General features: G+C 36.3%; 22 protein-coding genes and 1 other annotated feature. All 22 genes read right to left on the bottom strand.

The annotated features are described in order from the left end of the window. Positions 1-67 precede the first annotated feature (67 nt). The 22 genes from glyS to dnaK all read right to left on the bottom strand — a co-directional run bounded on the left by glyS (position 68) and on the right by dnaK (position 22,847). Positions 68-2,155 carry a glycine--tRNA ligase subunit beta gene (glyS, locus tag CFK40_RS09320; RefSeq protein ID WP_089532052.1) on the bottom strand — a complete coding sequence of 696 codons (2,088 nt, stop codon included), beginning with the start codon at positions 2,153-2,155 and terminating at the stop codon, positions 68-70. Next, complete coding sequence (gene glyQ / locus CFK40_RS09315) at positions 2,156-3,034, bottom strand: glycine--tRNA ligase subunit alpha (RefSeq protein ID WP_089532051.1); 879 nt, start codon at positions 3,032-3,034, stop codon at positions 2,156-2,158. A gap of 115 nt (positions 3,035-3,149) precedes the next feature. Continuing rightward, positions 3,150-3,323: a binding site (T-box leader), on the bottom strand. A gap of 60 nt (positions 3,324-3,383) precedes the next feature. Beyond that, on the bottom strand, positions 3,384-4,127 hold the full coding sequence (recO, locus tag CFK40_RS09310) for a DNA repair protein RecO (RefSeq protein WP_089532050.1): 744 nt from the start codon (positions 4,125-4,127) through the stop codon (positions 3,384-3,386). 39 nt (positions 4,128-4,166) lie between these two features. Then, a complete protein-coding gene (locus CFK40_RS09305; RefSeq protein ID WP_089532049.1) occupies positions 4,167-4,313 on the bottom strand; it encodes a YqzL family protein in 147 nt (48 codons plus the stop codon). Between the two features lie 94 nt (positions 4,314-4,407). After that, entirely contained in the window at positions 4,408-5,310 is a 903-nt protein-coding gene (gene era / locus CFK40_RS09300) for a GTPase Era (protein ID WP_089532048.1), read from the bottom strand. A gap of 440 nt (positions 5,311-5,750) precedes the next feature. Continuing rightward, positions 5,751-6,137 carry a diacylglycerol kinase family protein gene (locus CFK40_RS09295; protein ID WP_089532047.1) on the bottom strand — a complete coding sequence of 129 codons (387 nt, stop codon included), beginning with the start codon at positions 6,135-6,137 and terminating at the stop codon, positions 5,751-5,753. Then, the gene (gene ybeY / locus CFK40_RS09290; RefSeq protein ID WP_089532046.1) at positions 6,115-6,579 is read right to left on the bottom strand and encodes an rRNA maturation RNase YbeY; all 465 of its coding nucleotides are present in this window, start codon (positions 6,577-6,579) and stop codon (positions 6,115-6,117) included. Before ybeY ends, CFK40_RS09295 begins: the two co-directional genes overlap by 23 nt. A 1-nt stretch (position 6,580) precedes the next feature. Beyond that, entirely contained in the window at positions 6,581-8,722 is a 2,142-nt protein-coding gene (locus CFK40_RS09285; RefSeq protein WP_089532045.1) for an HD family phosphohydrolase, read from the bottom strand. Between the two features lie 59 nt (positions 8,723-8,781). Next, entirely contained in the window at positions 8,782-9,747 is a 966-nt protein-coding gene (locus CFK40_RS09280; RefSeq protein WP_089532044.1) for a PhoH family protein, read from the bottom strand. A 2-nt stretch (positions 9,748-9,749) separates the two neighbouring features. Continuing rightward, complete coding sequence (gene yqfD, locus CFK40_RS09275; protein ID WP_089532043.1) at positions 9,750-10,940, bottom strand: sporulation protein YqfD; 1,191 nt, start codon at positions 10,938-10,940, stop codon at positions 9,750-9,752. A 13-nt stretch (positions 10,941-10,953) separates the two neighbouring features. Further along, positions 10,954-11,235 carry a sporulation protein YqfC gene (yqfC, locus tag CFK40_RS09270; RefSeq protein WP_227001903.1) on the bottom strand — a complete coding sequence of 94 codons (282 nt, stop codon included), beginning with the start codon at positions 11,233-11,235 and terminating at the stop codon, positions 10,954-10,956. Between the two features lie 124 nt (positions 11,236-11,359). Further along, positions 11,360-11,824 (bottom strand): hypothetical protein, encoded by a 465-nt coding sequence (locus CFK40_RS09265; protein ID WP_089532041.1) that lies wholly within the window; start codon positions 11,822-11,824, stop codon positions 11,360-11,362. Positions 11,825-11,854: 30 nt separating this feature from the next. Next, on the bottom strand, positions 11,855-12,847 hold the full coding sequence (gene floA / locus CFK40_RS09260; protein WP_089532040.1) for a flotillin-like protein FloA: 993 nt from the start codon (positions 12,845-12,847) through the stop codon (positions 11,855-11,857). Positions 12,848-12,874: 27 nt separating this feature from the next. Continuing rightward, positions 12,875-14,206, bottom strand: a complete 1,332-nt coding sequence (locus CFK40_RS09255) for an NfeD family protein (protein WP_089532039.1) — start codon at positions 14,204-14,206, stop codon at positions 12,875-12,877. A 202-nt stretch (positions 14,207-14,408) separates the two neighbouring features. Further along, positions 14,409-14,858: a GatB/YqeY domain-containing protein gene (locus CFK40_RS09250; RefSeq protein ID WP_089532038.1), complete on the bottom strand. Its 450-nt coding sequence runs from the start codon at positions 14,856-14,858 to the stop codon at positions 14,409-14,411. A gap of 15 nt (positions 14,859-14,873) precedes the next feature. After that, positions 14,874-15,050: a 30S ribosomal protein S21 gene (rpsU, locus tag CFK40_RS09245; protein WP_089532037.1), complete on the bottom strand. Its 177-nt coding sequence runs from the start codon at positions 15,048-15,050 to the stop codon at positions 14,874-14,876. 130 nt (positions 15,051-15,180) lie between these two features. Beyond that, positions 15,181-15,852 carry a deoxyribose-phosphate aldolase gene (gene deoC / locus CFK40_RS09240; protein WP_089534344.1) on the bottom strand — a complete coding sequence of 224 codons (672 nt, stop codon included), beginning with the start codon at positions 15,850-15,852 and terminating at the stop codon, positions 15,181-15,183. Between the two features lie 109 nt (positions 15,853-15,961). Then, the gene (gene mtaB, locus CFK40_RS09235) at positions 15,962-17,308 is read right to left on the bottom strand and encodes a tRNA (N(6)-L-threonylcarbamoyladenosine(37)-C(2))-methylthiotransferase MtaB (protein WP_089532036.1); all 1,347 of its coding nucleotides are present in this window, start codon (positions 17,306-17,308) and stop codon (positions 15,962-15,964) included. A 1-nt stretch (position 17,309) separates the two neighbouring features. Further along, a complete protein-coding gene (locus CFK40_RS09230) occupies positions 17,310-18,065 on the bottom strand; it encodes a 16S rRNA (uracil(1498)-N(3))-methyltransferase (protein WP_089534343.1) in 756 nt (251 codons plus the stop codon). Positions 18,066-18,316: 251 nt separating this feature from the next. Continuing rightward, entirely contained in the window at positions 18,317-19,288 is a 972-nt protein-coding gene (gene prmA / locus CFK40_RS09225; protein ID WP_089532035.1) for a 50S ribosomal protein L11 methyltransferase, read from the bottom strand. 481 nt (positions 19,289-19,769) lie between these two features. After that, positions 19,770-20,888 (bottom strand): molecular chaperone DnaJ, encoded by a 1,119-nt coding sequence (gene dnaJ, locus CFK40_RS09220; protein WP_089532034.1) that lies wholly within the window; start codon positions 20,886-20,888, stop codon positions 19,770-19,772. Between the two features lie 117 nt (positions 20,889-21,005). After that, positions 21,006-22,847 (bottom strand): molecular chaperone DnaK, encoded by a 1,842-nt coding sequence (gene dnaK / locus CFK40_RS09215; RefSeq protein ID WP_089532033.1) that lies wholly within the window; start codon positions 22,845-22,847, stop codon positions 21,006-21,008. Positions 22,848-22,854 lie beyond the last annotated feature (7 nt).

Genomic DNA, 22,854 nt, shown 5'->3' with positions numbered 1-22,854 from the left:
TACTATTTCTAAATAGTATAGACCATTTATTGGATGAAGGACAACATAAAAGCGGAAGGGTCTGTGGTTAAAACTGTTGTTTCCATTCTATCTTACTTAAGTCAGCGTATTGATTTATTAAGTCTGCTATTTTTTTCACCATCGCTAAACGATTAGTACGAACTTGCTCATTGTCTGCCATAACCATATTACTTTCAAAGAAATCATGAATTGGTTTTGCAAATGTTGCTAAATAATTAATTGCTTCACTAGCATCCCTATTCTTATTAGCTTTCATAAACTTAGGGGCAATTTCTCGGTAATGATTAAACAACACTTCTTCAGACTTTGTTTCAAAAACTGATGGGGTCACTTCTTTTATAGCGGTCGCTTTTTTTGATAAATTAAGAACTCGAATTAATGATTCACTCACTAGTTTAAATTCGTCCTGATTTCTTTTTTCAGCAAGTAATTTTGCTTTATCAATTGCATAATGAAAAACACCCACTTGTTTTTCAATGACAGCCTCAATGATGTCTATTTCAATATTATTGATTTTCATAACATGGTTAGCACGTAAACGGAAAAAGTTTATCAAGTCTTTTGTTATTGTCTCTTCATCATTTTGTTCTATTTCAAGTTTTTGAAAAACCTCACGGGTTAAAGCTAATAAATCTTCTAATGCAATATCCCACTTCTTTTCTTTTAGAATCCTTAAAACGCCAACAGCTTGTCGACGTAAACCATATGGGTCTTGAGAACCTGTTGGTATTAAACCAATGGATATACAACCAACGATGGTGTCTAATTTATCTGCTACACTAACAATTTCTCCTTCTACAGTGGTTGGAAGTGGATCATTCGATTGTAAAGGTAAATAATGTTCACGTATCGCTGTTGCTACATCCTTTTCTTCATTATTGTGAAGTGCGTACTTTTCACCAATTACACCTTGAAGGTTTGTAAACTCATTTACCATATTTGTTGCTAAATCGAACTTACAAATCTTTGCAGCACGAATTGACTGTTCAGTAGTATCTATATTCGTTTGCAGTAAGTTAGCTAGCTGAGTAGATATCGTAACTACTCGGTCAACCTTGTCTGTAAGTGTTCCAAGCTTCTCTTGGAATACTACCCGACGGAGCTTTTCCTGGTAGAAATCAATACTGTGCTTTTTATCCTCATCAAAGAAAAACTCTGCATCTGAAAGACGAGCATGTATCACTTTTTCATTTCCTTTAATCACCTTATTAATGTGCTCTTTATTCCCGTTTCGAACTCCTATAAAAGAGGATAATAATTCCCCACCCGATGATTTTACAGGGAAATAACGTTGATGTACTTTCATCGATGTTATTAACACTTCATTCGGCAATTGTAAAAATGATTTTTCAAATGAACCAATAAAAGCAGTTGGATACTCAACTAAATTTCGAACCTCTTGCAATAGATCATCACCAACAATTACGTTAAAGTTATGCTCATTCTCAATTGCTTTAATTTGTGATACGATCATTTCCTCGCGCTCTTTGGAATCAGTAATCACAAAGCCTTTTCTCAACTCTTCTTGGTACGTATTAGCTTTATTTAATATAATAGGGCTGCCTAAAAAACGGTGACCATATGTTTGATTCCCAGTTGCTACTTCGGCTACTTCAAATGGTACTACTTTATCATCATAAAGTGCTACAAGCCAGCGAATTGGACGAGCATAGCGCATCGATTGCTTAGCCCAACGCATATTTTTAGGAAACTGAATCGATTCGATAATTGTGTTGAAGGTAGTAAGTAAATCAAAAGTGAATTTCCCCTCAATTCGCTTTTGTACAAAAATATACGTAATACCCTTTATTTCTTTTGTATATATATCGTCTACCGTCTTGCCCTGGCCTTTCGTAAAGCCTATTGCCGCCTTTGTCCAATTTCCATCAGGGTCTTGTGCTATTTTTAATGCTGGTCCTTTTGCCTCTTCTTCAATAGTTGTTTGTGAATCTGCAATTCCTTTAATTAGAACCGCTAATCGCCTAGGAGTTGAAAATGATTCTACATGAGAATAAGAAAGGCGTAGATTAGTTAACCATTTTTCTGTCTGTTCCTTTAATTGACGTTCTGCATCATCAATGAATCGTGCTGGTAATTCTTCTAATCCTATTTCAAATAATGCATCTTTTGTCATTTACATTTCCTCCTTATCGAGCATTGGAAATCCAAGTTTTTCCCGTTCTGCTACATATGTTTTTGCAATGGCTCTTGCTAGATTTCTGATTCTTGCTATATAACCGGTTCGCTCCGTTACGGAAATAACCCCTTTTGCATCTAATAAATTAAACGTGTGAGAACATTTCAACACATAGTCATATGCTGGAAAAACTAGGCCCTTATCCATAATTGTTTTTGCTTCTAGCTCATACATAGTAAATAATTCAAACAACATGTCGGTATTCGACTCTTCAAATGTATAAGTAGAATGTTCAAATTCAGGCTGGAAGAATATATCGCGTACAGTCACGCCCTTTGTCCATTCCAGGTCAAACACGTTATCTTTATCTTGAATGTAAGATGCTAAACGTTCCAATCCATATGTTAGTTCTACCGTCACAGGATTTGCCTCTAACCCACCAATTTGTTGGAAATAGGTAAACTGTGTAATTTCCATTCCATCAAGCCAAACCTCCCAGCCTAGCCCCGCTGCGCCAAGTGTCGGATTTTCCCAGTTATCCTCTACAAATCGTATATCATGTTGCAACGGATCGATTCCTAACGCTTTTAACGAATCCAGATACAATTCTTGAATATTGTCTGGGGATGGCTTCATAATCACTTGAAATTGATGGTGTTGATACAATCGGTTTGGATTATTACCGTATCTTCCGTCAGCTGGCCTTCTCGATGGTTCTACATATGCAACATTCCAAGGTTCTGGTCCTAAACTTCGGAGCAGTGTCATAGGCGACATTGTTCCAGCACCCTTTTCCACATCATATGCTTGCATAAGTATGCAATTTTTATCTGACCAATAAGATTGTAAGGATAAAATCATCTGTTGAATATTCATATAAAACTTCCTTTCACATTTTATGTATTGGAAAAACTCGCTACTCGCTTCTAAAAATTTATTCTTTCCTTCCTTCAGGACAAAAAAATCCGTCCCTATGCCTAAAAAACTTAGACATAGGGACGGATTTAATCCGCGGTTCCACCCTACTTGCTTTATATTAAATAAAGCCACTTTATTAAATATGCTTAGGAGTTCCCTTCCCGATTGTTCTACTGCCTAGCTTTCACCGTCCTAGGTTCGCTTCTAATAGCTAACAAAAGGTACTATTCTCCCTCAACGCATTCTTCATTCGTAAAATATGTACAAATCATAACCATAACTTTATGTTTTGTCAATTATCACTACCTTATTTTAATTGATCAATTTGCCTTAAGAATTTTTTTGATTTTAAAAAATAACCACCATATTGATCATAATAGGCATCTAGCATCTTTCGCAATAATTGTTTATTAGGTTCTTTTATTGTAATTGTACCAACTTGTTCAAGCCCTACCTCTAAAAATATACGAAGTAACTTAGCAATCGTTTCCGGTAACGGTATTATTTGTGGATCAATTGATGTACATCGGTTACACAATAATCCACCTTCAGCTATCGAAAAGCCGACCAAATCTTCTTTTCGATTACAGTTAACACATCTATCAACAGTAGGCGCGAAGCCACCTTTTTTATACAACTTTAGTTCATACATCATAATTGGAATATCAGCATCTTCGTGTTCCGAAATCCATGCTATTGTTTTGATTAATTGATCATAAATATAGTATTCTGGTTTATCTGAATCCAGTAATTTATCAGTCAACTCGACAATCAGTGCTGCGAAAGCGGTTTTTATTATATCTTCACGGATCGTGCGATTAGAATTAATCACTTCACCTTGTTGTATTGTACTTAATCCTTTACTCAGATAAATGAAAAATTCTCCATGAATGAATGGCTGTGTCACGGCAGCCATTCTACTTTTTGTCTTTTTGGCACCTCTAGCGAGTGCTGAAAATTTACCAATTTTCTTACTGAATATCGTTATTATTTTATGCGATTCCCCATAATCCTGTGTTTTGATAACAATTCCCTCTATTTTTTCAAGCACACAGTCTCACCTTTACTTTCTCCTTGCTAAAACCTATCATTACATTTTTGTATTTATTTCTTCATTGACTTCGTTTTCATTTTGCGCGGAAGTGTGAATACTTGAATCACTTTCTAGCTCTTTCCATAATAAATAGGTTTCAATGTTTCCTGTATGACTAAATAATCTCCAGGTTAAGTCGACCACAAGAAACCCCACCTTTCTTTTAATATGTTTGATTAAGTACTACTATTATTTTGACCACACATTGATAAAGCATGAGTTATAAATATTACCAAGTTTAATATTCGTCACTACGGAAACCGTATTCTTTGAGTTGAGTTTGTTTATTTCGCCAATCCTTTTTCACCTTAATCCATAGCTCTAAATATACTTTTGACCCTAACAACGACTCGATGTCTTTCCTCGCATTTTTGCCAATATTTTTCAACATACTTCCTTGTTTTCCAATTAAAATTCCTTTTTGTGTGCTTCGTTCCGTTACAATTGTTGCTTGAATAAATATTGCGTTCGATTCTCTCTTTTCAATATTTTCAATAACAACTGCAATTGAATGAGGAATTTCCTCATGGGTTAGTTGTAAAACCTTTTCACGAATTAATTCACCAATAATAAATCGTTCTGGATGATCCGTCACCTGGTCCTCAGGATAGTATTGTGGTCCTTCTGGTAATTTCTTCTTTACTACATCCAATAAATGATTAACATTGTTTCCTTCTAATGCAGAAATAGGAATTACCTCTTCAAAACTATGCTTATCCTTGTATTTTTCGATTAAAGGAAACAGCTCATCAGGATGAATTAGGTCAATTTTATTGATAATTAAATATACAGGCCGCTTAACTTCCTGCAGACGATCTAGAATATATTGATCCCCTTTACCATAGCCTTCTTTTGCGTTAATCATAAATAAAATGGCATCTACTTCGTTTAGTGTATTCTCAGCTATTTTAACCATAAAATCACCGAGACGATGCTTAGGCTTATGAATCCCTGGTGTATCGATGAAAACCAACTGTGCATCTTTTTCTGTTAATACACCTTGTATTTTGTTTCTAGTAGTTTGTGGCTTATCACTCATAATGGCGATTTTCTGACCGATAACTTTGTTCATAAAAGTGGACTTCCCAACATTTGGACGTCCTATTATAGCGATAAAGCCTGATTTAAATGAATTATCCATGTCTGATCCTCCGAAGCGTATTTTCTTTTGTGTACACTTATAATACTATAAAAACTATCTTCTTTCACGTATTCGACAAAACAACTGAAAAGAAAATAGCATACCGCAATTTTTGACATAACGTACGAGGATAGTGCAAATGCTTCAAAACAATTGTTGCTCCAGTTTTTTATTTGATTAAAAAACCTGATCTATAATCAAGACTGCTGAAAAAGTTAAATATAGTACAAAATATGTGGATCTACCGTCGCATCCTCGAATATACTTCGCTTTCCGCGGGCGAGTGGCGAGCCTCCTCGGACTGCCGTCCTGCGGGGTCTCGCCGATCTCTTGCTTCCCACAGGAGTCTCCGTATATTCGAGATGCTAAGTTAAGGTGAAAAGTTAAATTTTTCAAATCCACCACTTTTTCAGTGGCTTCCTCTATAATCGAACAAGTTTCTAAAGTAATAAATGATACACCTTAGGGATGAATAGTAAACACCCAATGATAAATGCGGTTATTGCGGCGATTAATACGGCTCCAGCCGCAATATCTTTGATCACTTTAGCGGAAGGATGAATATCAGGTTTTAAATAATCAATAAGTTTCTCTACAGCAGTGTTGGTTGTTTCTGCAACGAGAACCGTTCCGATTACGAGAGTGGTGATCATCCACTCTAAGTGAGAAAGTCCCACTAACGCTCCTAACGTTATAACAATAATGGTAACGATTAGATGAATGCGAAAATTACGTTCACTTTTGATCATTTCCATTAACCCATTCCAAGCAAAAGAAAAACCGATTGATCTTCTTTTTCTCGATTTACCTCCTAAGTTCGAACGCATTTAAAATTTCCTCTTGTTTTTGAAACATTTGCTTTTCATCTTCCTCACTCATGTGATCATAACCTAATAAATGAAGAAAGCCATGTAACGTCAAAAAGCCTAATTCACGTTCAAATGTATGGTTATAATCCTCCGCTTGCTCCATCGCGCGTTCAATAGAAATAACAATATCACCAAGCGTTAATGGCATATCCTCTCCTATTATATTAAGTTCATCCTCCATTGTTTCTTGAAGAGCAAATGAGATAACATCCGTCGGTTTATCTTGACCACGATAATTACGATTAAGCTCTTGTATTTCTTTATTTGATACAAAATTAACAGATACCTCTGCTTCTTGTGTTATCCCTTCTTTTTCTGCAGCAAAGATCAATAATCGTTGCAGCATGTCAATATAATCGCTTGTTACTTTATTCGTTTTGTCGTGAAAATCAATAAACATACTATTTTGCCTCCTTAGTTGGATACTGGATTCTTGAATGGAAAATACCTTTTAACGCTTCACATACTGTGCGATGGATTTCTTTTAATTCATATAATGTTAATGGACTGTCATCTAGTTGGCCATCCATTAAGCGATCATTGATAATCGATGCAACAATTTCTTCTATTTTTTCTTCAGTAGGCTCCTTTAATGAACGGACGGCAGCTTCTACCGAGTCACAGATACAAATAATAGCAGCCTCTTTCGTTTTTGGTTTTGGGCCTGGATATCGAAATGACTTTTCCTTTACTGCTTTATTAGTTTTTTTCTCTTTGTAATAAAAGAATTTAAGCAATGTTGTTCCATGATGCTCTTTTGCGATATCAATTATTTCCCTAGGGAATTTGTGCTTTTTTAGTGTTTCTGACCCATCATATGGATGATTAATAATAATTTCAGCACTGTGCTTTGGTTTCATCGAATCATGTGGATTTTTTATTGATAATTGATTCTCAATAAAGTAGTGTGGCCTTTCTGTTTTCCCTATATCATGATAATAAGCGCCTACTCGAGCTAAAAGACCATTAGCTCCAATTGCATCGCATGCAGTTTCACTTAAATTAGCTACCATTACAGAATGATGATAAGTTCCTGGTGCTTCTGTTAATATTTTTCGTAATAAAGGTTGGTTTGGACTTGCTAGCGATAACAGTTTACTATCTGATAGTATACCTAATCCCGTTTCAAAAAACGGAAGTAAGCCTATCGTGAATACAACCGAAAGAATTGCTGCTGCAAATCCTAATCCTGTTTGAATAAATAAGTCACTTAAGGTATATTTTTCAAAGGATAGAAATAAAAATAGTAATACAGCTAAAATATTAACAATACTCATTCCAAAACCAGCTTTTAAGATAGCCAAGCGGTCTTTTACATTCATTAGGAAGATTATCCCTGCTAACTGGGAAAAGAAGAAATAGATACCAGCTTCAACATTTAAAGACCCAGGTATTTGACTATTAAATAGTATACTTCCTAGAATGGCATATAATCCACCAAGTACAATAGCAAAACGTTCATTTATTAGTTGCTTGATAAGCAGCACACCCGTGGCTATCGGTGCAACAAAAAATAACTGATTAACTTGTGTTGCATATAAACTAACAACTTTCATCATTAACACGACAATAAAACTGATTAATAAGATCGATGCAATCTTGCCATTATCTATCTTGCCCTGTTTCGTTAACTGGTACATTTCATAGGTAATAACACCAACAATCAATAGAATTAATAAAGCCAATCCTATAACAGGGTAAACATTTCGTTCATTATTTAATAATCCAACCAGCTTTAACTCTTCATATAATTCATTCGTAATAGTTTGGCCTTCTCGGACGATAATTTCCCCTGCACGAATAACGACTGGATCTACATTACTTGCTGCTTCTTTTCTGGCGTTTAACGTTTTTTCTACATCATAAAAAGAATTTTCAACTACAGCAAATTCACTTAACGTAATTAATGCTTGTCTTACATCAGTATCTAACTTTGAGTAGGTTAACGTTTGTTTAACTTCATTTGTAGAACTTTGTACATTTTCCATACGGACACCATTGTTTAACACTTCTCGTAAAGATTCAATAAATACCTTTTCACCTTCATTTCGCTCATTTGGTGATGCTTCCACTAAACGAAGTAATACACCCTTGTCTATGGAATCTACAATTTCTGGTGATAAAATTTGTTGAAGATGTTGAACTTTTTCCTGGCTAGATAAAATAATGGCCCCGTCTTCTTGCTCTGATTCCTGAATATCACTTGATTTTTGTTCCTCAACTTTAGCAATTGCATCAAAAATTTCGTTTATGTAATTAATTTGTTCTTCATTTATTTCTTTTGATATATCATACCGATCATCTACAGATTGAACCGTTTCCCTGGTTTTACGTTTTGTTTCCTGTTCATTTTCAATTGTAATTGGTGAACGAATGGTCTCATTTGCACTACTAAATCGTTCTATGTCATACGTCTCTGTATGTACATTATTTAAGGTCATGAGAAAAAATAAGACCCCTAAAACAAGCATAGGAACAACGATTGAAATCCATTTTGTTTTAAGGGCTACTAACGACTTTATAAAGTTTCGTAGTTTCATCATTAACTCACCTCAGGTAGTAGAAATAAGCCCTCATCACCTTGGTGGGGCTTATTTATAAGTTAACTATCTTTATTCGATTTTTCGTATGCTTCAATGATGCGTTGTACCAATGGATGTCTTACAACATCTGTCTGTGTTAAGTGTATGAAGTCTATTCCTTTTACTCTGGATAGTAATTGGTCTGCTTTTCGCAATCCAGATACTCCTTTTGGTAAATCAACCTGTGTCACATCACCAGTCACGACCATTTTCGATCCAAATCCGAGACGAGTCAGAAACATTTTCATTTGTTCTGGTGTCGTGTTTTGTGCCTCGTCTAAAATGACAAATGCATCATCAAGCGTACGTCCTCTCATATATGCGAGTGGGGCAATCTCAATCGTTTCTCTTTCTATTAAACGCAAAGTATGCTCAGCACCTAAAACATCGTGCAACGCGTCATATAGAGGACGCAAATATGGATCTACTTTTTCTTTTAGATCACCTGGTAGAAAACCAAGACTTTCTCCAGCTTCCACTGCAGGGCGCGTTAAAATAATCCGTTTTACCATTCCATTTTTTAATGCATGCACAGCCATTACCACTGCTAGGTATGTTTTTCCAGTACCGGCTGGGCCTATCCCAAAAACAAGATCGTTTGCTTTTATAGCGGCGATATAGTTTTTTTGCCCTAACGTTTTTACTCGAATTGGTTTTCCTTTTACATTTTTTGTAATCTCATCTTCAAATAAAGTTTCAAATTGATTTATTTTACCCTCTTTTGCAAGCTCAATGGCATAAACTACATCACGTTCTGCTATTGTTAACCCTTTTCGAATTATGGTCAGTAAAGATAGTAGAATATCTTGAACTAAAGTGTTTGCATCATCTGAACCGGACACACTCACTTTCTCTCCTCTTGTTACAATCGATACATCAAGTTTATCCTCAATCTGTTTTAAATTTTTGTCGTTTGTTCCAAATAATGCTAAAGCTTCATTTGAATTTGTTAAATGTAAATCAATTGTATTTAGGTTAGTCGACATAATCAATCTCCTTGATTTATAGGTACGGATTTTACAATATTTTCTTCTACCGTCAAATATAAGGTTAATTTCACTTTACCATTACCAGTACTTTCTTGCAAAACTTTTTCGGAAATAATAGTTGCGTTTTTATCAAGGCGTAATAATAATTCGTTTTTAGCCTGTTCGATGCCGATTTCAATTGCATCGTCTTTTGAGCGCTTTTCTTTTCTATACGTTTTTTCATGGTTAATGGATTCAACTATATTAATCGGAAGCTCCCATTTAAAAAAATGTATCGGTGTTCGGTTAATATCTGCTTGTACATGTTCAAATTCGCTCGATCCAAAACCCCAAAATGGCACTTGTAAATCGCCTAATTCTATATACAGTTTTTTATCTTTTTCACCAGTTAACTCTTGAAATTCCGCTTCAAGTGGTACAGTAACGGAAACCTCATACCAGGTTCTTGCTATAATTTCACCTTCTGCTTCAACTAAAATAGGGTCTTCTTTATCCTCGCTAATATTACCTGAAACCAGTACATCTCCTGGCTCAACATAATCATTAACTTTTACCTTAGGCATCCCTTTTGATATATATATATAGCTGACCACACCTTTTTTGGTAGCGATCAAATTACTTGGTCCTTTTACTTCTTTTTTCTTTACAATCGTTTTCTCTACAACTTCAATTTGAAAGGTTGTCCCCTTTTTTTCTATCCCTACCCATAAGAGTTCAGGAATATCATGGAGTAATCTTTGTTGAATGCTACTTGGGGAATCAATGGAGAAACCTAAGGCACCAGTATGAATTCCGTAACTGTTTAATTGTTTGGTTATTTTTTTTTCTATATCTTTTGGCACTCCATTAATTTTAATGTCCCATATAATATTCGATAAATACAAAACTAACAATAAACATATACCTATACTGAAAAGAAGTTCTTTCCTGCCAATTAGTTTTTTTACAATGAGTGGTAAACCCTTTTCATGTGTTACTGTAATGGTATAGATATCATCATTAAGTAATGCTTCTACCTCACTTAAATCCTGTAATTTTATCTTACCCTTACACGAAGTATGTGATGCTTTTTTTATATCCCAGACCAATATCTCATGATCAACACAATGCTGTAAAAATAGCTCTGGGTTGTTTCCTTCAATCAAAATAGTTACATAACCTGTTAGAAATGAGCCTTGTATTTGTTTCATTGCTACCTCCTTTTTAGCCGGTGATATACGTTACATCATTAATTGTTCCTTCTAGTAATAGTTCCTGTGGTAGCATCATTTTAAGTACAAATCCAGATCCAGAAATTTTTATCAATCCTGTACGGGTTTTTAATGTAAGTTCTGTATCAGAATAGACAACTAATCCCTGATGATTTTCTATATATACATGAAGTTGACCTAGTATTGTAACTCTTGGTAAGTCAGAAACTATATCAGAAGGAAGCGCAAATTGATTCATGATCCAAGGTAGGAATCGTTGGTGTTTTTTTGACAAAGGTGCAACCTCCTCTCCCCTCATATTTATGAATAAAAGCCTTAAATAAGAACATAAAAAAGCCTTCCAGTATATTGAGTATAAAACTCTACCCTGGAAGGCTTTTTGAACAACTTCTTTTAAATTATTTTCTTCGTTCTGTAAGTACGCTCCTATATGGCCTCTTTGCTCGTGGTGGGCCTAATACTTCAGACATGATAATTCCATTTACTAATCCCTGTTTTGATAAATTGTTGCTTATTTGCTTTCTCATTCGATTATTCTTATTCGAACTAGATGATGATTTACCAACCATACCTTCAGCTATTGCATCATGCTCTCCGCCTTCAATAGCCCGATGTGTTGACGCATCAAATTGCTCACGTAAAGATGTAGTTGATACTGTGCTTTTCGTTTGTTCTTCAGTTACCTCCATATGATTAGCTAGATTTCCACCACCTGATGGTTTCTGAGTTGGTCTGGGTACTGAATATGGTTTAGTTGATTCTTTTTCTTTATTGTTTCTATCTTTTATAAACCCTACAATTCCTCCAACAATAGCTAATAGTACGAGTATATTTCCAAAAAGTGTATCAAAGATGGCTTCCATTATACCCCTCCTGAATTCCGTTGACAGGTATTATTTATCACTATCATCATTGTTTTCTTCTGATAGCTTACCAATTGTATCCCTCATATCTGTATCAGCATCTATATTTTTATAATTCATATAATCCATTACACCAAGATTTCCTGAGCGTAATGCTTCGGCAAGTGCTTTTGGAACCTCTGCTTCAGCTTCTACAACAAATGCACGCATTTCCTGAACTCGCGCCACCATTTCTTGTTCTTGTGCAACAGCCATTGCGCGTCTCTCTTCCGCTTTTGCCTGTGCGATACTTTTATCAGCCTGTGCCTGGTCAGTTTGCAATATAGCTCCGATGTTTTTACCAATATTAATGTCTTCTATATCGATCGACAAAATTTCAAATGCGGTTCCAGCATCGAGCCCTCTATCCAATACTGTGCGTGAAATGCTGTCTGGGTTTTCCAATACTTTTGCATGTGTGTTTGAACTACCAATCGTACTTACAATACCTTCACCAACACGAGCAATAACTGTATCTTCACCAGCACCACCAACAAGACGGTCGATATTTGCCCGAACTGTAATACGTGCTTTTGCTTTCACTTCAATTCCATCCATTGCAATACCTGCAATAAAAGGAGTATCTATAACTTTCGGGTTAACACTCATTTGCACTGCTTCTAGTACATCTCTACCTGCAAGGTCAATTGCCGCACCTCGTTCAAATTTCAACTCTATATTTGCTCTGTGTGCTGCAATCAATGCATTGACAACTCTATCGACATTACCTCCAGCTAGATAATGACTTTCCAGTTGATTCGTTGTTAAATCTAAACCTGCCTTATATGCCTTAATCAATGGATTGATTACACGTGACGGAACTACTCGACGTAAACGCATACCAACCAAAGTGAAAATACCAACCTTAACCCCTGCTGCTAAAGCACTAATCCACAGCATAACTGGGATAAAGGTAAACAATACAACTACTACAATTAAAATAATACCAATAATAATAAACGGCATTAATTGATCTAAATCCATGTTCATTCCTCCAATTTTTTATTTGTTTTATATTTCTCTAACTACAATACGAGAACCTTCAACCTTAACAATTTTTATCGATTGGTCTTCTTGAATAAAACGACCTTCAGAAACTACATCTAATCGTTCATTATCAAAACTTGCTGAACCTGAAGGGCGTAATGGTGTTAATGCTTTGCCCTCAAGTCCAATTAACTCAAGGCGATTAACTGTTGAAACATAACCGAGCTCGGTAGACGTTTTATCCTTTAAGATGATATGCCTGAAAACTCCTTTTTCCATACCTATTCTTTTAAACAAAATAACAGAAGCGATAATTGAAATAAGAAATGCTATTCCAATACTCATCGTCATATGTCCAATGTCTTGACCAGAAATAAACAAGGAGGCTACAACACAACCAATTCCCAATACCCCTACAATTCCGCCTGGAACGAAAAATTCAGCTAATACTAAAATAATACCTAATACTAACAAGACAATAGCTTCCATTCCAGCTAGACCAGCTACAACATGGCCATAGAAAAATAATACTAATGACAATATTCCCAAAATACCAGGTATACCAAATCCAGGTGAAAAAATTTCTACAATTAAACCCAAGCTAGCAATGGACAACAAAATCGGTATAACAATTGGGTTAGTAAAAAACCTGGCTAGTTTTTCTGTAAAGGTCGGTTCCATTTCTACAACTGTGGCTTGCTGCAACCCTAGTTCATTCAAAAGTTCTACGCGATCCTCCACTATACCAGCAGCATAACCAACCTCTACCGCTGACTTAGGTCCTAATGTTAAATATTCTCCTTTTGGTGCTCCTAGCTCTGGTAAGTCAATTTCAGGATCGGCCATAGCCGCTGCATATTTTGGATCCCTTCCTTGAGATTCCGCTGCGCTCTTCATAGCTGCTAACCATGCCGATTGTGCTTTCTTATTAGCCGCCGTACCATCCTGGTTGATAACACCACTAGCACCCATAGTAGCATGAGGCTTCATATAAATGGTATCAGTATTCAGGGCAATGTATGATCCTGCTGATAATGCTTTATTAACTATAAAAGCGACAGTAGGTGTCTCTAAATTCTGTATAATCTCTGCAATTTGACCAGCTGAATCTACACGCCCTCCAGGTGTATCAACCTCAAATATAATATAATCAGCACCCTCGGTCTCCGCTGTTTCCGTTGCTCTTGAAAGAAAGGATTTTAAACCTTGCTCTACCGTATCCTCAATTGGAATGATATATACTGATTCTCCTTCACCTGAGGATTCGGCGGCAACTGCATTATTCTCATAAAACAATAGACCAACGATAATGATAAATACTAAAGCAAGATATGTACTAAGTCTTTTGTACAACATACGTAATCACCCCCTTCAGCTTACTAGGTTATACGGATTAGTTAGTTATTTGGTTTCATTAAACTTATCATATAGAGGATGTTTAAAAAGTAACTATTTTGATAGTATCACAATTTTAAACCAGGAAACCAACTTTTAATTAGAAAACCCTTGTCGGTAAGTACCGACAAGGGTTTTCTAATTTCACATTTATAGTGATGTGTTAATTGTCTAAATGCTTTAGTACAAGCTTATTAATACTTGAACCATCGGCCTTACCTTTTACTTTAGGCATTATAGCACTCATTACTTTACCCATCTCTTTTTTGGATGTTGCATTAACTTCTTGAATTGTATTCCGAACAACCTCTTCTAATTCTTGTTCAGATAACTGTTTTGGCATGTATGCTTGTAACACACTGATTTCTACATCAAGTTTGGATACAAGATCATCACGCCCAGCAGCTTTGAATTCTTGGAGGGAATCTTTTCTTTGCTTTAACTCTCTAGACAATACAGTTAATTCATCATCCTCTGAAAGTGAATCATTACCTTGCTTAATCGCTTCATTCTGCAAAGACGCCTTCACCATTCGAATGACTCCAAGCTTTTCTTTATCTTTATCTTTCATCGCTTGTTTCATATCTGTATTTAACTGTTCTAGTAATGTCATGTTATTGCACCCTCTTTAGAATTTACGCTTTCTAGCAGCTTCCGATTTCAATTTACGTTTAACGCTAGGTTTTTCATAGTGTTCACGCTTACGATATTCTTGTAGTGTACCGCTTTTTGACACACTTTTTTTAAATCGACGAAGAGCATCCTCTATTGACTCGTTTTTACGAACGCGAGTTGTATTTGACATACTGATTTCCCTCCCTCCGAAGATAAAACAGGATTATTCAGGCAAATATAGATATCACATGCCTTAAATAAGTATAATATATTGTCACAAACTGGTCAACTAATTTTTAGCAGTTTTTTATTCTATTCGTTTAATAATCGGAAGAACCTTGCTTTCCAGCTAAAATTTCGATTCCAGCACTGGCCCCAATTCGTGTTGCACCAGCATTAATCATTTTCTCAGTAGTTTCTAAATCACGAACACCACCAGATGCTTTAACTCCTATTTCAGGTCCAACCGTTTCACGCATTAACTTAACATCTGCTACTGTGGCTCCACCACCGGAGAATCCTGTAGACGTTTTCACAAAATCAGCACCTGCAGCTTTTGCGAGTTTGCAAGCGCGAGTCTTTTCATCCTCAGTTAAAAGAGATGTTTCAATAATAACCTTTGTTAAAGCGTGCCCTTTTGCAGTTAAAACAACTTCTCTAATGTCTTGTTCTACAAATGAATCATTGTTTGATTTCAGTGCTCCAACATTTATCACCATATCTATTTCTGTTGCACCATTATTAATTGCATTTTTTGTTTCAAAAACTTTTGTTTCAGTCGTTGTTGCACCAAGAGGAAAGCCAATAACAGTACAAACCTTTACATTTGTATTTTTTAATTCATTAAAGCAATGTTTCACCCAAAATGGATTCACACATACAGATGCAAATTTATATTCCTTCGCTTCTTGAATAACGCTGTTTATTTTTTCTTCTGTTGTATCTGGTTTTAATTGCGTATGATCAATGTATTTTGCAAGATCTCTTGTCATCATCTACGCCCTCTCTTATAAAGTTATTCATACCTCTGAACTATAATAGCATTATCGTGTATAAAAAGCTAAAAAAAAATAAACCCGGTAATTACCGGGCAATAAAAGGTTAAACAATTTTAGAAGTGGCATCGACATCCATTATTCGTACGAACGTTCCATCATTATATGGATATCCTGCCTTCGCTAGTTTGACACGTACAATTTTCCCTATCATTTCATCCGTGCCTGCAAATCTAACTTTAAGATAATTATCGGAATATCCTATTAACATATTAGGATTATCATCGTCTTTTGATCGTTCCTCTGGAATAACTTCCACTACTTCATCTTCATAATTAGATGCATATTCTTTCGCCAACTGATTCGACAATTCAATTAACTGATGTACGCGATCATTCTTGATCTCATCAACTACTTGATTTTTCATTTTTGCTGCCGGAGTTCCTGTACGTTGCGAATATGGAAAGACATGTAATTCAGAATAACCAACTTTTTTAATAAAGTTATAGGTTTCCATGAATTCCTCTTCCGTTTCACCTGGAAATCCTACTATTACGTCTGATGTAATTGCTAAACCAGGTAATGCTTTTTTAATTTTCTCGACCTTTTCATAATAAAAATCACTGGAATATTTACGACGCATACGATCAAGGACTGTGTCAGACCCAGATTGTAATGGTACATGTAAATGACGAACAATTTTTTCTGATTTATCTAGAACTTCAATTACTTCATCCGTAATTTGACTCGCCTCGATAGAGGAGATACGAATCCGCTTTAACCCGGTTACATTTGTTTCAAGTGTTTGTAAAAGTTTAGCAAAATTATAATCCTGCATATCTTCTCCGTAACCAGCAGTATGAATCCCAGTTAAGACAATTTCTTTGTAACCAGCATCAACCAAGCGTTGTGCTTGTATCACAACATCTTTTGGATCACGAGAACGTAATAAGCCCCGTGACCATGGGATAATACAAAATGTACAAAAATTGTTACAACCTTCTTGAATTTTTAACGAAGCACGAGTTCTATCTGTGAATTCAGGTACATCCATTTCTTCAAATACGCGGTTTTTCATGATATTTGTAACACCATTTACTGGCTCGCGCGTTTCTAAATGTTCTTCAATGTATCCAATCATTTTTTTGCGATTTTGTGTTCCTACCACAACATCCACACCAGGGATTTCCATAATTTCACCTGGAGATGTTTGTGCGTAACATCCCGTCACACAAATGACAGCTTCTGGATTTTTTCTAACAGCACGGCGGATTGTTTGCCGGCTTTTTTTGTCACCTGTGTTTGTTACGGTACATGTATTTATCACATAGACATCTGCTTGACGATCAAAATCCACGCGCTCATAATCCTGCGCTTTAAACATATTCCATATTCCTTCTGTTTCATAATGATTCACTTTACAACCTAATGTATGAAAGGCTACTGTTGGCATCCTAGCACCCCAATTCTTCAAATTGATAAGATATACTTGCTAATACATATAATGGTGCGGTTTCAGTTCGTAAAATTCTTGGTCCAAGACGAACAGATTGAAAGTCGTTTTTCTTCAATAACGTAACTTCATTATCCGAAAATCCACCTTCTGGACCAATGCAGACTACTATTTGTTGATCTGTCTTGAGTCGTGACAAAACGGAAGCGAATGATACAAAACGATCTGTTTTTGCCTCATTCTCATAAGCAAAAATTTTTACATCAAATTCGTTTGTCTCATCAATTAAGCCATTAATACTCATTATTGGTGTAACGTTTGGAATCCGATTTCGGTGACTTTGCTCACTAGCTTCCTTAACAATTTTAGCAAAACGAGACAGCTTTTTCGCGGCTTTTTTTTCGTCCCACTTAACTACTGATCGATCTGCCGAAAAAGGAATAAACTCAGATGCGCCTAGTTCTGTTCCTTTTTGTAATACATACTCTAATTTATCGCCTTTTGGTAAACCATGAGCGATCGTAACGTGAACTGGTAGTTCGACAGTTTCACGCAACCTTTCAGTAATTAAAACTGTTACATTATGCTGATCAATGGATTCTATTTCACCAAAAACAGCATATCCACTCGGATGGTTACAAATCACTTTATCGCCTATATTCCCGCGCATCACTCTTATTACATGATGTGCATCATCACCAGAAATTATCAGTTTTTCATCCTGCCAATTACCTTCCGGGACAAAATACCGTTGCAATTGCAACACCCACTTTTTTAGTTCAATACTTTTTTGGCTAGCTACAGCGACCAACAACTAGTGGACTTCCCTCCCTGATCTTCAATAAGTCAAGCTCAATGCCCTACAGGACAAGGAATACTTCCCTGAGAAACATCGCACGAAGAAAAAGCGGTATTCTTTTTCGAGGATGTAGGGTAGTTCGACGTTGCCACAGGACGTGGCGCTCTTAGTCGAACGTCCTTAATTGGCTTTCCTTTATCTTGAACAGGTCAGTCCAGTCCATACGTTGTTGAACGGCAGCTTTCGCTTTTCTTGGCTACGATAGAGACCCAGTCTTCCATTTCATTAACCTCTATAATAGAAAAACCATTTTGTTGCAGCTGATCCTTTACAAGGTCTTTTTTAGCCTGAATAATTCCTGAAGTAATGAATAAACCATCTTGCTTTAGGTTATCCCAGGCTTCTTTAATAAATCGAACAATAATTTCAGCTAATATATTCGATACAATCAAATCAGATTGTTTATTGACATTATCCAATAGATTGTTCTGCTTAGCACTAATTTTTTTCTCTGCTTTATTCAATTTTGCATTAAGCTTTGTACTTTCCACCGCTATATCATCTAAATCATATGCAGAAACTTCTCCTGCACCAAGTAATACAGAAGCAATGCTCAAAACACCAGATCCGCATCCAACATCTATAACTTCATCGTTTTCTTTTATATATCTTTCAATACCCTGAATACTTAGTACTGTTGTCGGATGAGTCCCTGTTCCAAAGGCCATTCCTGGATCTAGCTCAAGAACTATTTCATCAGGTGATTTGGGTTTGTAGTCTTCCCACGTAGGTACGATTGTAATTTTTTTAGAAATTTTAACCGGTTTATAATATTTTTTCCAAGACGTGGCCCAATCTTCTTCATTAATTTCAGTTAATGTAATCGTATTTCTACCTATATCAATATCGTATAACAATAAATTATTAACGGCCTGTTTAATTTCATCTACTGTTTCACCTAAAAAACTATTTATATGCAAATAGGCTTTAATATATACACCCTCTTCTGGGTATTCATCTTTATTAAGCTCATATAATTCACCAAATTTATCTTCTCGCTCTGTAATTAAATCAATAGGATCCTCGATCACTACACCGCTGGCACCTGTTTCATGAAGTATATTCGAAATTGGTTCAATTGCTTCATTCGTTGTATGCACGCAAATTTCCGACCATTTCAATTAGACCCACTCATTTCGTTAGAAGACTTGGCTTATCGCCAAGAATTAATGGCGAAAGCCTTATTGCACTTATAGAGGATGTTCAAAAAGTCACCAAATGATAAATGGCGAATCTCTTCGTTGCTCGGTTTTTCCGGTCCTCACGTATTAAGGACATAGAGGAACTTCTACTAAAACCGTCCACGTCCTGTGGACAACGTAGAAGTCAGCACAACACGCGCAAGTCCGGTCCTCAAAACTCTCGTGCCTCGACCTTGACGCACAGGCCGTGCTAATGTCGACTTTGCAACAGGATAAGGAAAGCTCCCCCTGAAAAAACATCGCACGAAGAAAATTGTTTTTTATTTTCGAGGACGTTGCGCTCTTTGTCGACCTTATTTCTAATTCGGCGACTTTTGAACACGCACTTATACTGATATCCGCTAAAAATTTATACTTTTTTATCAGTGTAAAATATGTAGACGGTGTTAAAGTAACACCGTTATTCACCCTTAAAAGCTTTTTTAAAACGTTGGAAAAACGATCCCTCTTGCTCATCAATCGATTTATTTCCTTCAATATCATTAAACTCTCGTAATAATTCTTTTTGACGATCAGAAAGTTTTGTAGGTGTGATAATCCGCACCTTAATATGTTGATCGCCTTGACCATAACCACGAACGTTTGGAGCTCCTTTTCCTTTTAATCGGAAAGTCTTACCAGTTTGAGTTCCTGCTGAAATTTTCAACATTACTTTACCGTGAACCGTGGGTACTTCCATTTCATCACCTAATGCTGCCTGAACAAACGTAACTGGTAATTCACAATAAATATTATCGCCTTCACGCTGGAAAAATTCATGCGGTCTAATTTGAATTACTACATATAAGTCACCGGATGGACCACCGTTTACACCAGCTTCTCCTTTTCCAGGAACGCGAATTTGTTGTCCTTCATCAATTCCAGCTGGGATTGAGAGATGAATCTCTTTGTTTTTTTCCACTTTACCAGTTCCGTGACATGTAGAACACTTATCAGGAATAATTTTACCGGTTCCATTACAGTAATGGCAAACTCTTTTATTAACAACACGTCCGAATGGTGTGTTTTGTTCCATATTTAATTGCCCAGAACCATTACAATGGGAACATGTATTAACTTTTGTTCCTGGTTTTGCACCTGATCCAGAACAAGTATCACATGTTTCCTCTTTTGGAATAGTAATATCTGTTTCTTTTCCAAAAATTGCTTCTTCAAAATCTAAAGTCATCGTATATTGTAAATCGGCACCTTGCTGTGGAGCATTTGGGTCGCGGCGGCGTCCACCACCACCAAAGAACATGTCAAAAATATCCCCAAAACCTGAGAATTCTTGTGCTCCCCCTCCAAATCCAGCGCCTTGTGGACCAGAATGGCCAAACTGATCATACTGTCCGCGCTTCTGTTCACTGCTTAACACTTCGTATGCTTCTTTTGCTTCTTTAAATTTATCAGCCGAATCTGCTTCTTTATTTACATCTGGATGATATTTTCTAGCTAATTTTCGATAAGCTTTTTTTATCTCTTCTTTTGACGCATCTTTACCAACGCCAAGTACATCATAATAGTCACGCTTACTCACTTGTACATCACTCTCCCGACACTATAGCATAAATTTTATCATATCATTTTTCAAACAAGAAAAAAAGTCAAAGCCAAGGAATTCCTGACTTTGACTTTTTTTGTTACAGATTATTACTTACTTTTTATCTTTGTCGTCATCGTTTACTTCTTCATAATCCGCATCTTCAACATCATCGTCCTTCGATGCTTCTTGTCCTTCTTGTCCTGCTTGAGCTTCTGCATCCTGTTGCATTTGCTCATAAAGCTTTACAGATAACTGTTGGACTTGTTCTTGAAGTGCATCTTTTTTAGTTTTAATTTCCTCTAAGTCATCAGATTCAATAGCCTTTTTTAATTCTTCTTTTGCAGCTTCTGCCTTTTCTTTTTCTTCGTCAGAAACTTTATCGCCTAAGTCTTTAATTGTTTTATCCGTAGTAAAGATAAGTTGATCAGCTTCATTACGTAGTTCAACTTCTTCGCGGCGTTTTTTATCACTTTCCGCATTTTCTTCAGCTTCTTGTACCATCTTTTCTACTTCTTCATCAGACAACCCTGAAGAAGATTTAATTGTAATCGACTGTTCTTTGTTTGTGCCCATGTCTTTCGCACGTACATTTACAATACCATTCGCATCAATGTCAAAAGATACTTCAATTTGTGGAACTCCACGTGGTGCTGGTGGAATGTCAGTTAATTGGAAACGGCCGAGTGTCTTGTTATCAGCTGCCATTTCACGTTCTCCCTGTAATACGTGAATATCTGTTGCAGTTTGGTTATCTGCTGCAGTTGAGAATACTTGTGAGTGACTTGTTGGGATAGTTGTATTTCGTTCAATTAGTTTTGTAAACACACTACCCATAGTTTCAATTCCTAATGAAAGTGGTGTTACGTCCAATAATACAACGTCCTTAACGTCCCCTTGCAATACTCCACCTTGGATCGCTGCGCCAAGAGCTACTACTTCATCTGGGTTAACACCTTTAGATGGATCTTTACCTGTTTCGCGTTTAATTGCTTCTTGAACTGCTGGAATTCTTGTTGATCCACCCACTAAAATTACTTTGTGAACTTCACTGGAAGATAATCCAGCATCTTTTAATGCTTTACGAGTAGGAACCATTGTACGTTCTACTAACTCTGACGATAATTCATCAAATTTAGCACGTGTAATGCTCATTTCTAGGTGCAGTGGACCTGCCTCTCCAGCGGTTATAAATGGTAATGAAATTTGTGTTTGAGCAACTCCGGAAAGATCTTTCTTCGCTTTTTCAGCAGCATCTTTCAATCGTTGTGTAGCCATTTTATCTTTAGAAAGGTCAATTCCGTTTTCTTTCTTAAATTCTGCTACCATGTGTTTAATGATTACTTCATCAAAGTCGTCTCCACCAAGTCGATTATCCCCAGCTGTTGAAACAACTTCAAAAGTACCGTCTCCAATGTCTAGAATAGAAACGTCAAATGTACCGCCACCAAGGTCATAAACTAGGATTGTTTGGTCTTGGTCACTTTTATCGATACCATATGCTAGCGCTGCAGCAGTTGGCTCATTGATAATGCGTTCTACTTCAAGTCCAGCAATTTTACCAGCATCTTTTGTTGCTTGACGCTCTGCATCATTGAAATAAGCTGGGACTGTTATTACTGCTTTCTCAACTTTTTCACCTAGATAATCCTCTGCATATGATTTAATGTATTGTAAAATAATTGCAGAAACTTCTTGTGGTGAATATTCTTTATCATCAATTTTAACGCTATAATCAGTACCCATATGACGCTTGATTGATTGAATTGTATTTGGATTTGTGATTGCCTGTCTTTTAGCAACCTCACCAACTTGACGCTCACCATTTTTAAATGAAACAACAGATGGTGTTGTACGGTTTCCTTCTGGGTTAGGAATGACTACCGCTTCTCCACCTTCCATTACTGATACACATGAGTTTGTTGTTCCTAAATCAATACCAATTATTTTTCCCATTGTTCAA

It is taken from the genome of Virgibacillus necropolis (genome assembly GCF_002224365.1).
GTDB lineage: Bacteria > Bacillota > Bacilli > Bacillales > Amphibacillaceae > Virgibacillus_F > Virgibacillus_F necropolis.
Note: the sequence above shows the minus strand (reverse complement) of the source record. Positions and strands in the feature narration are given on the sequence as shown.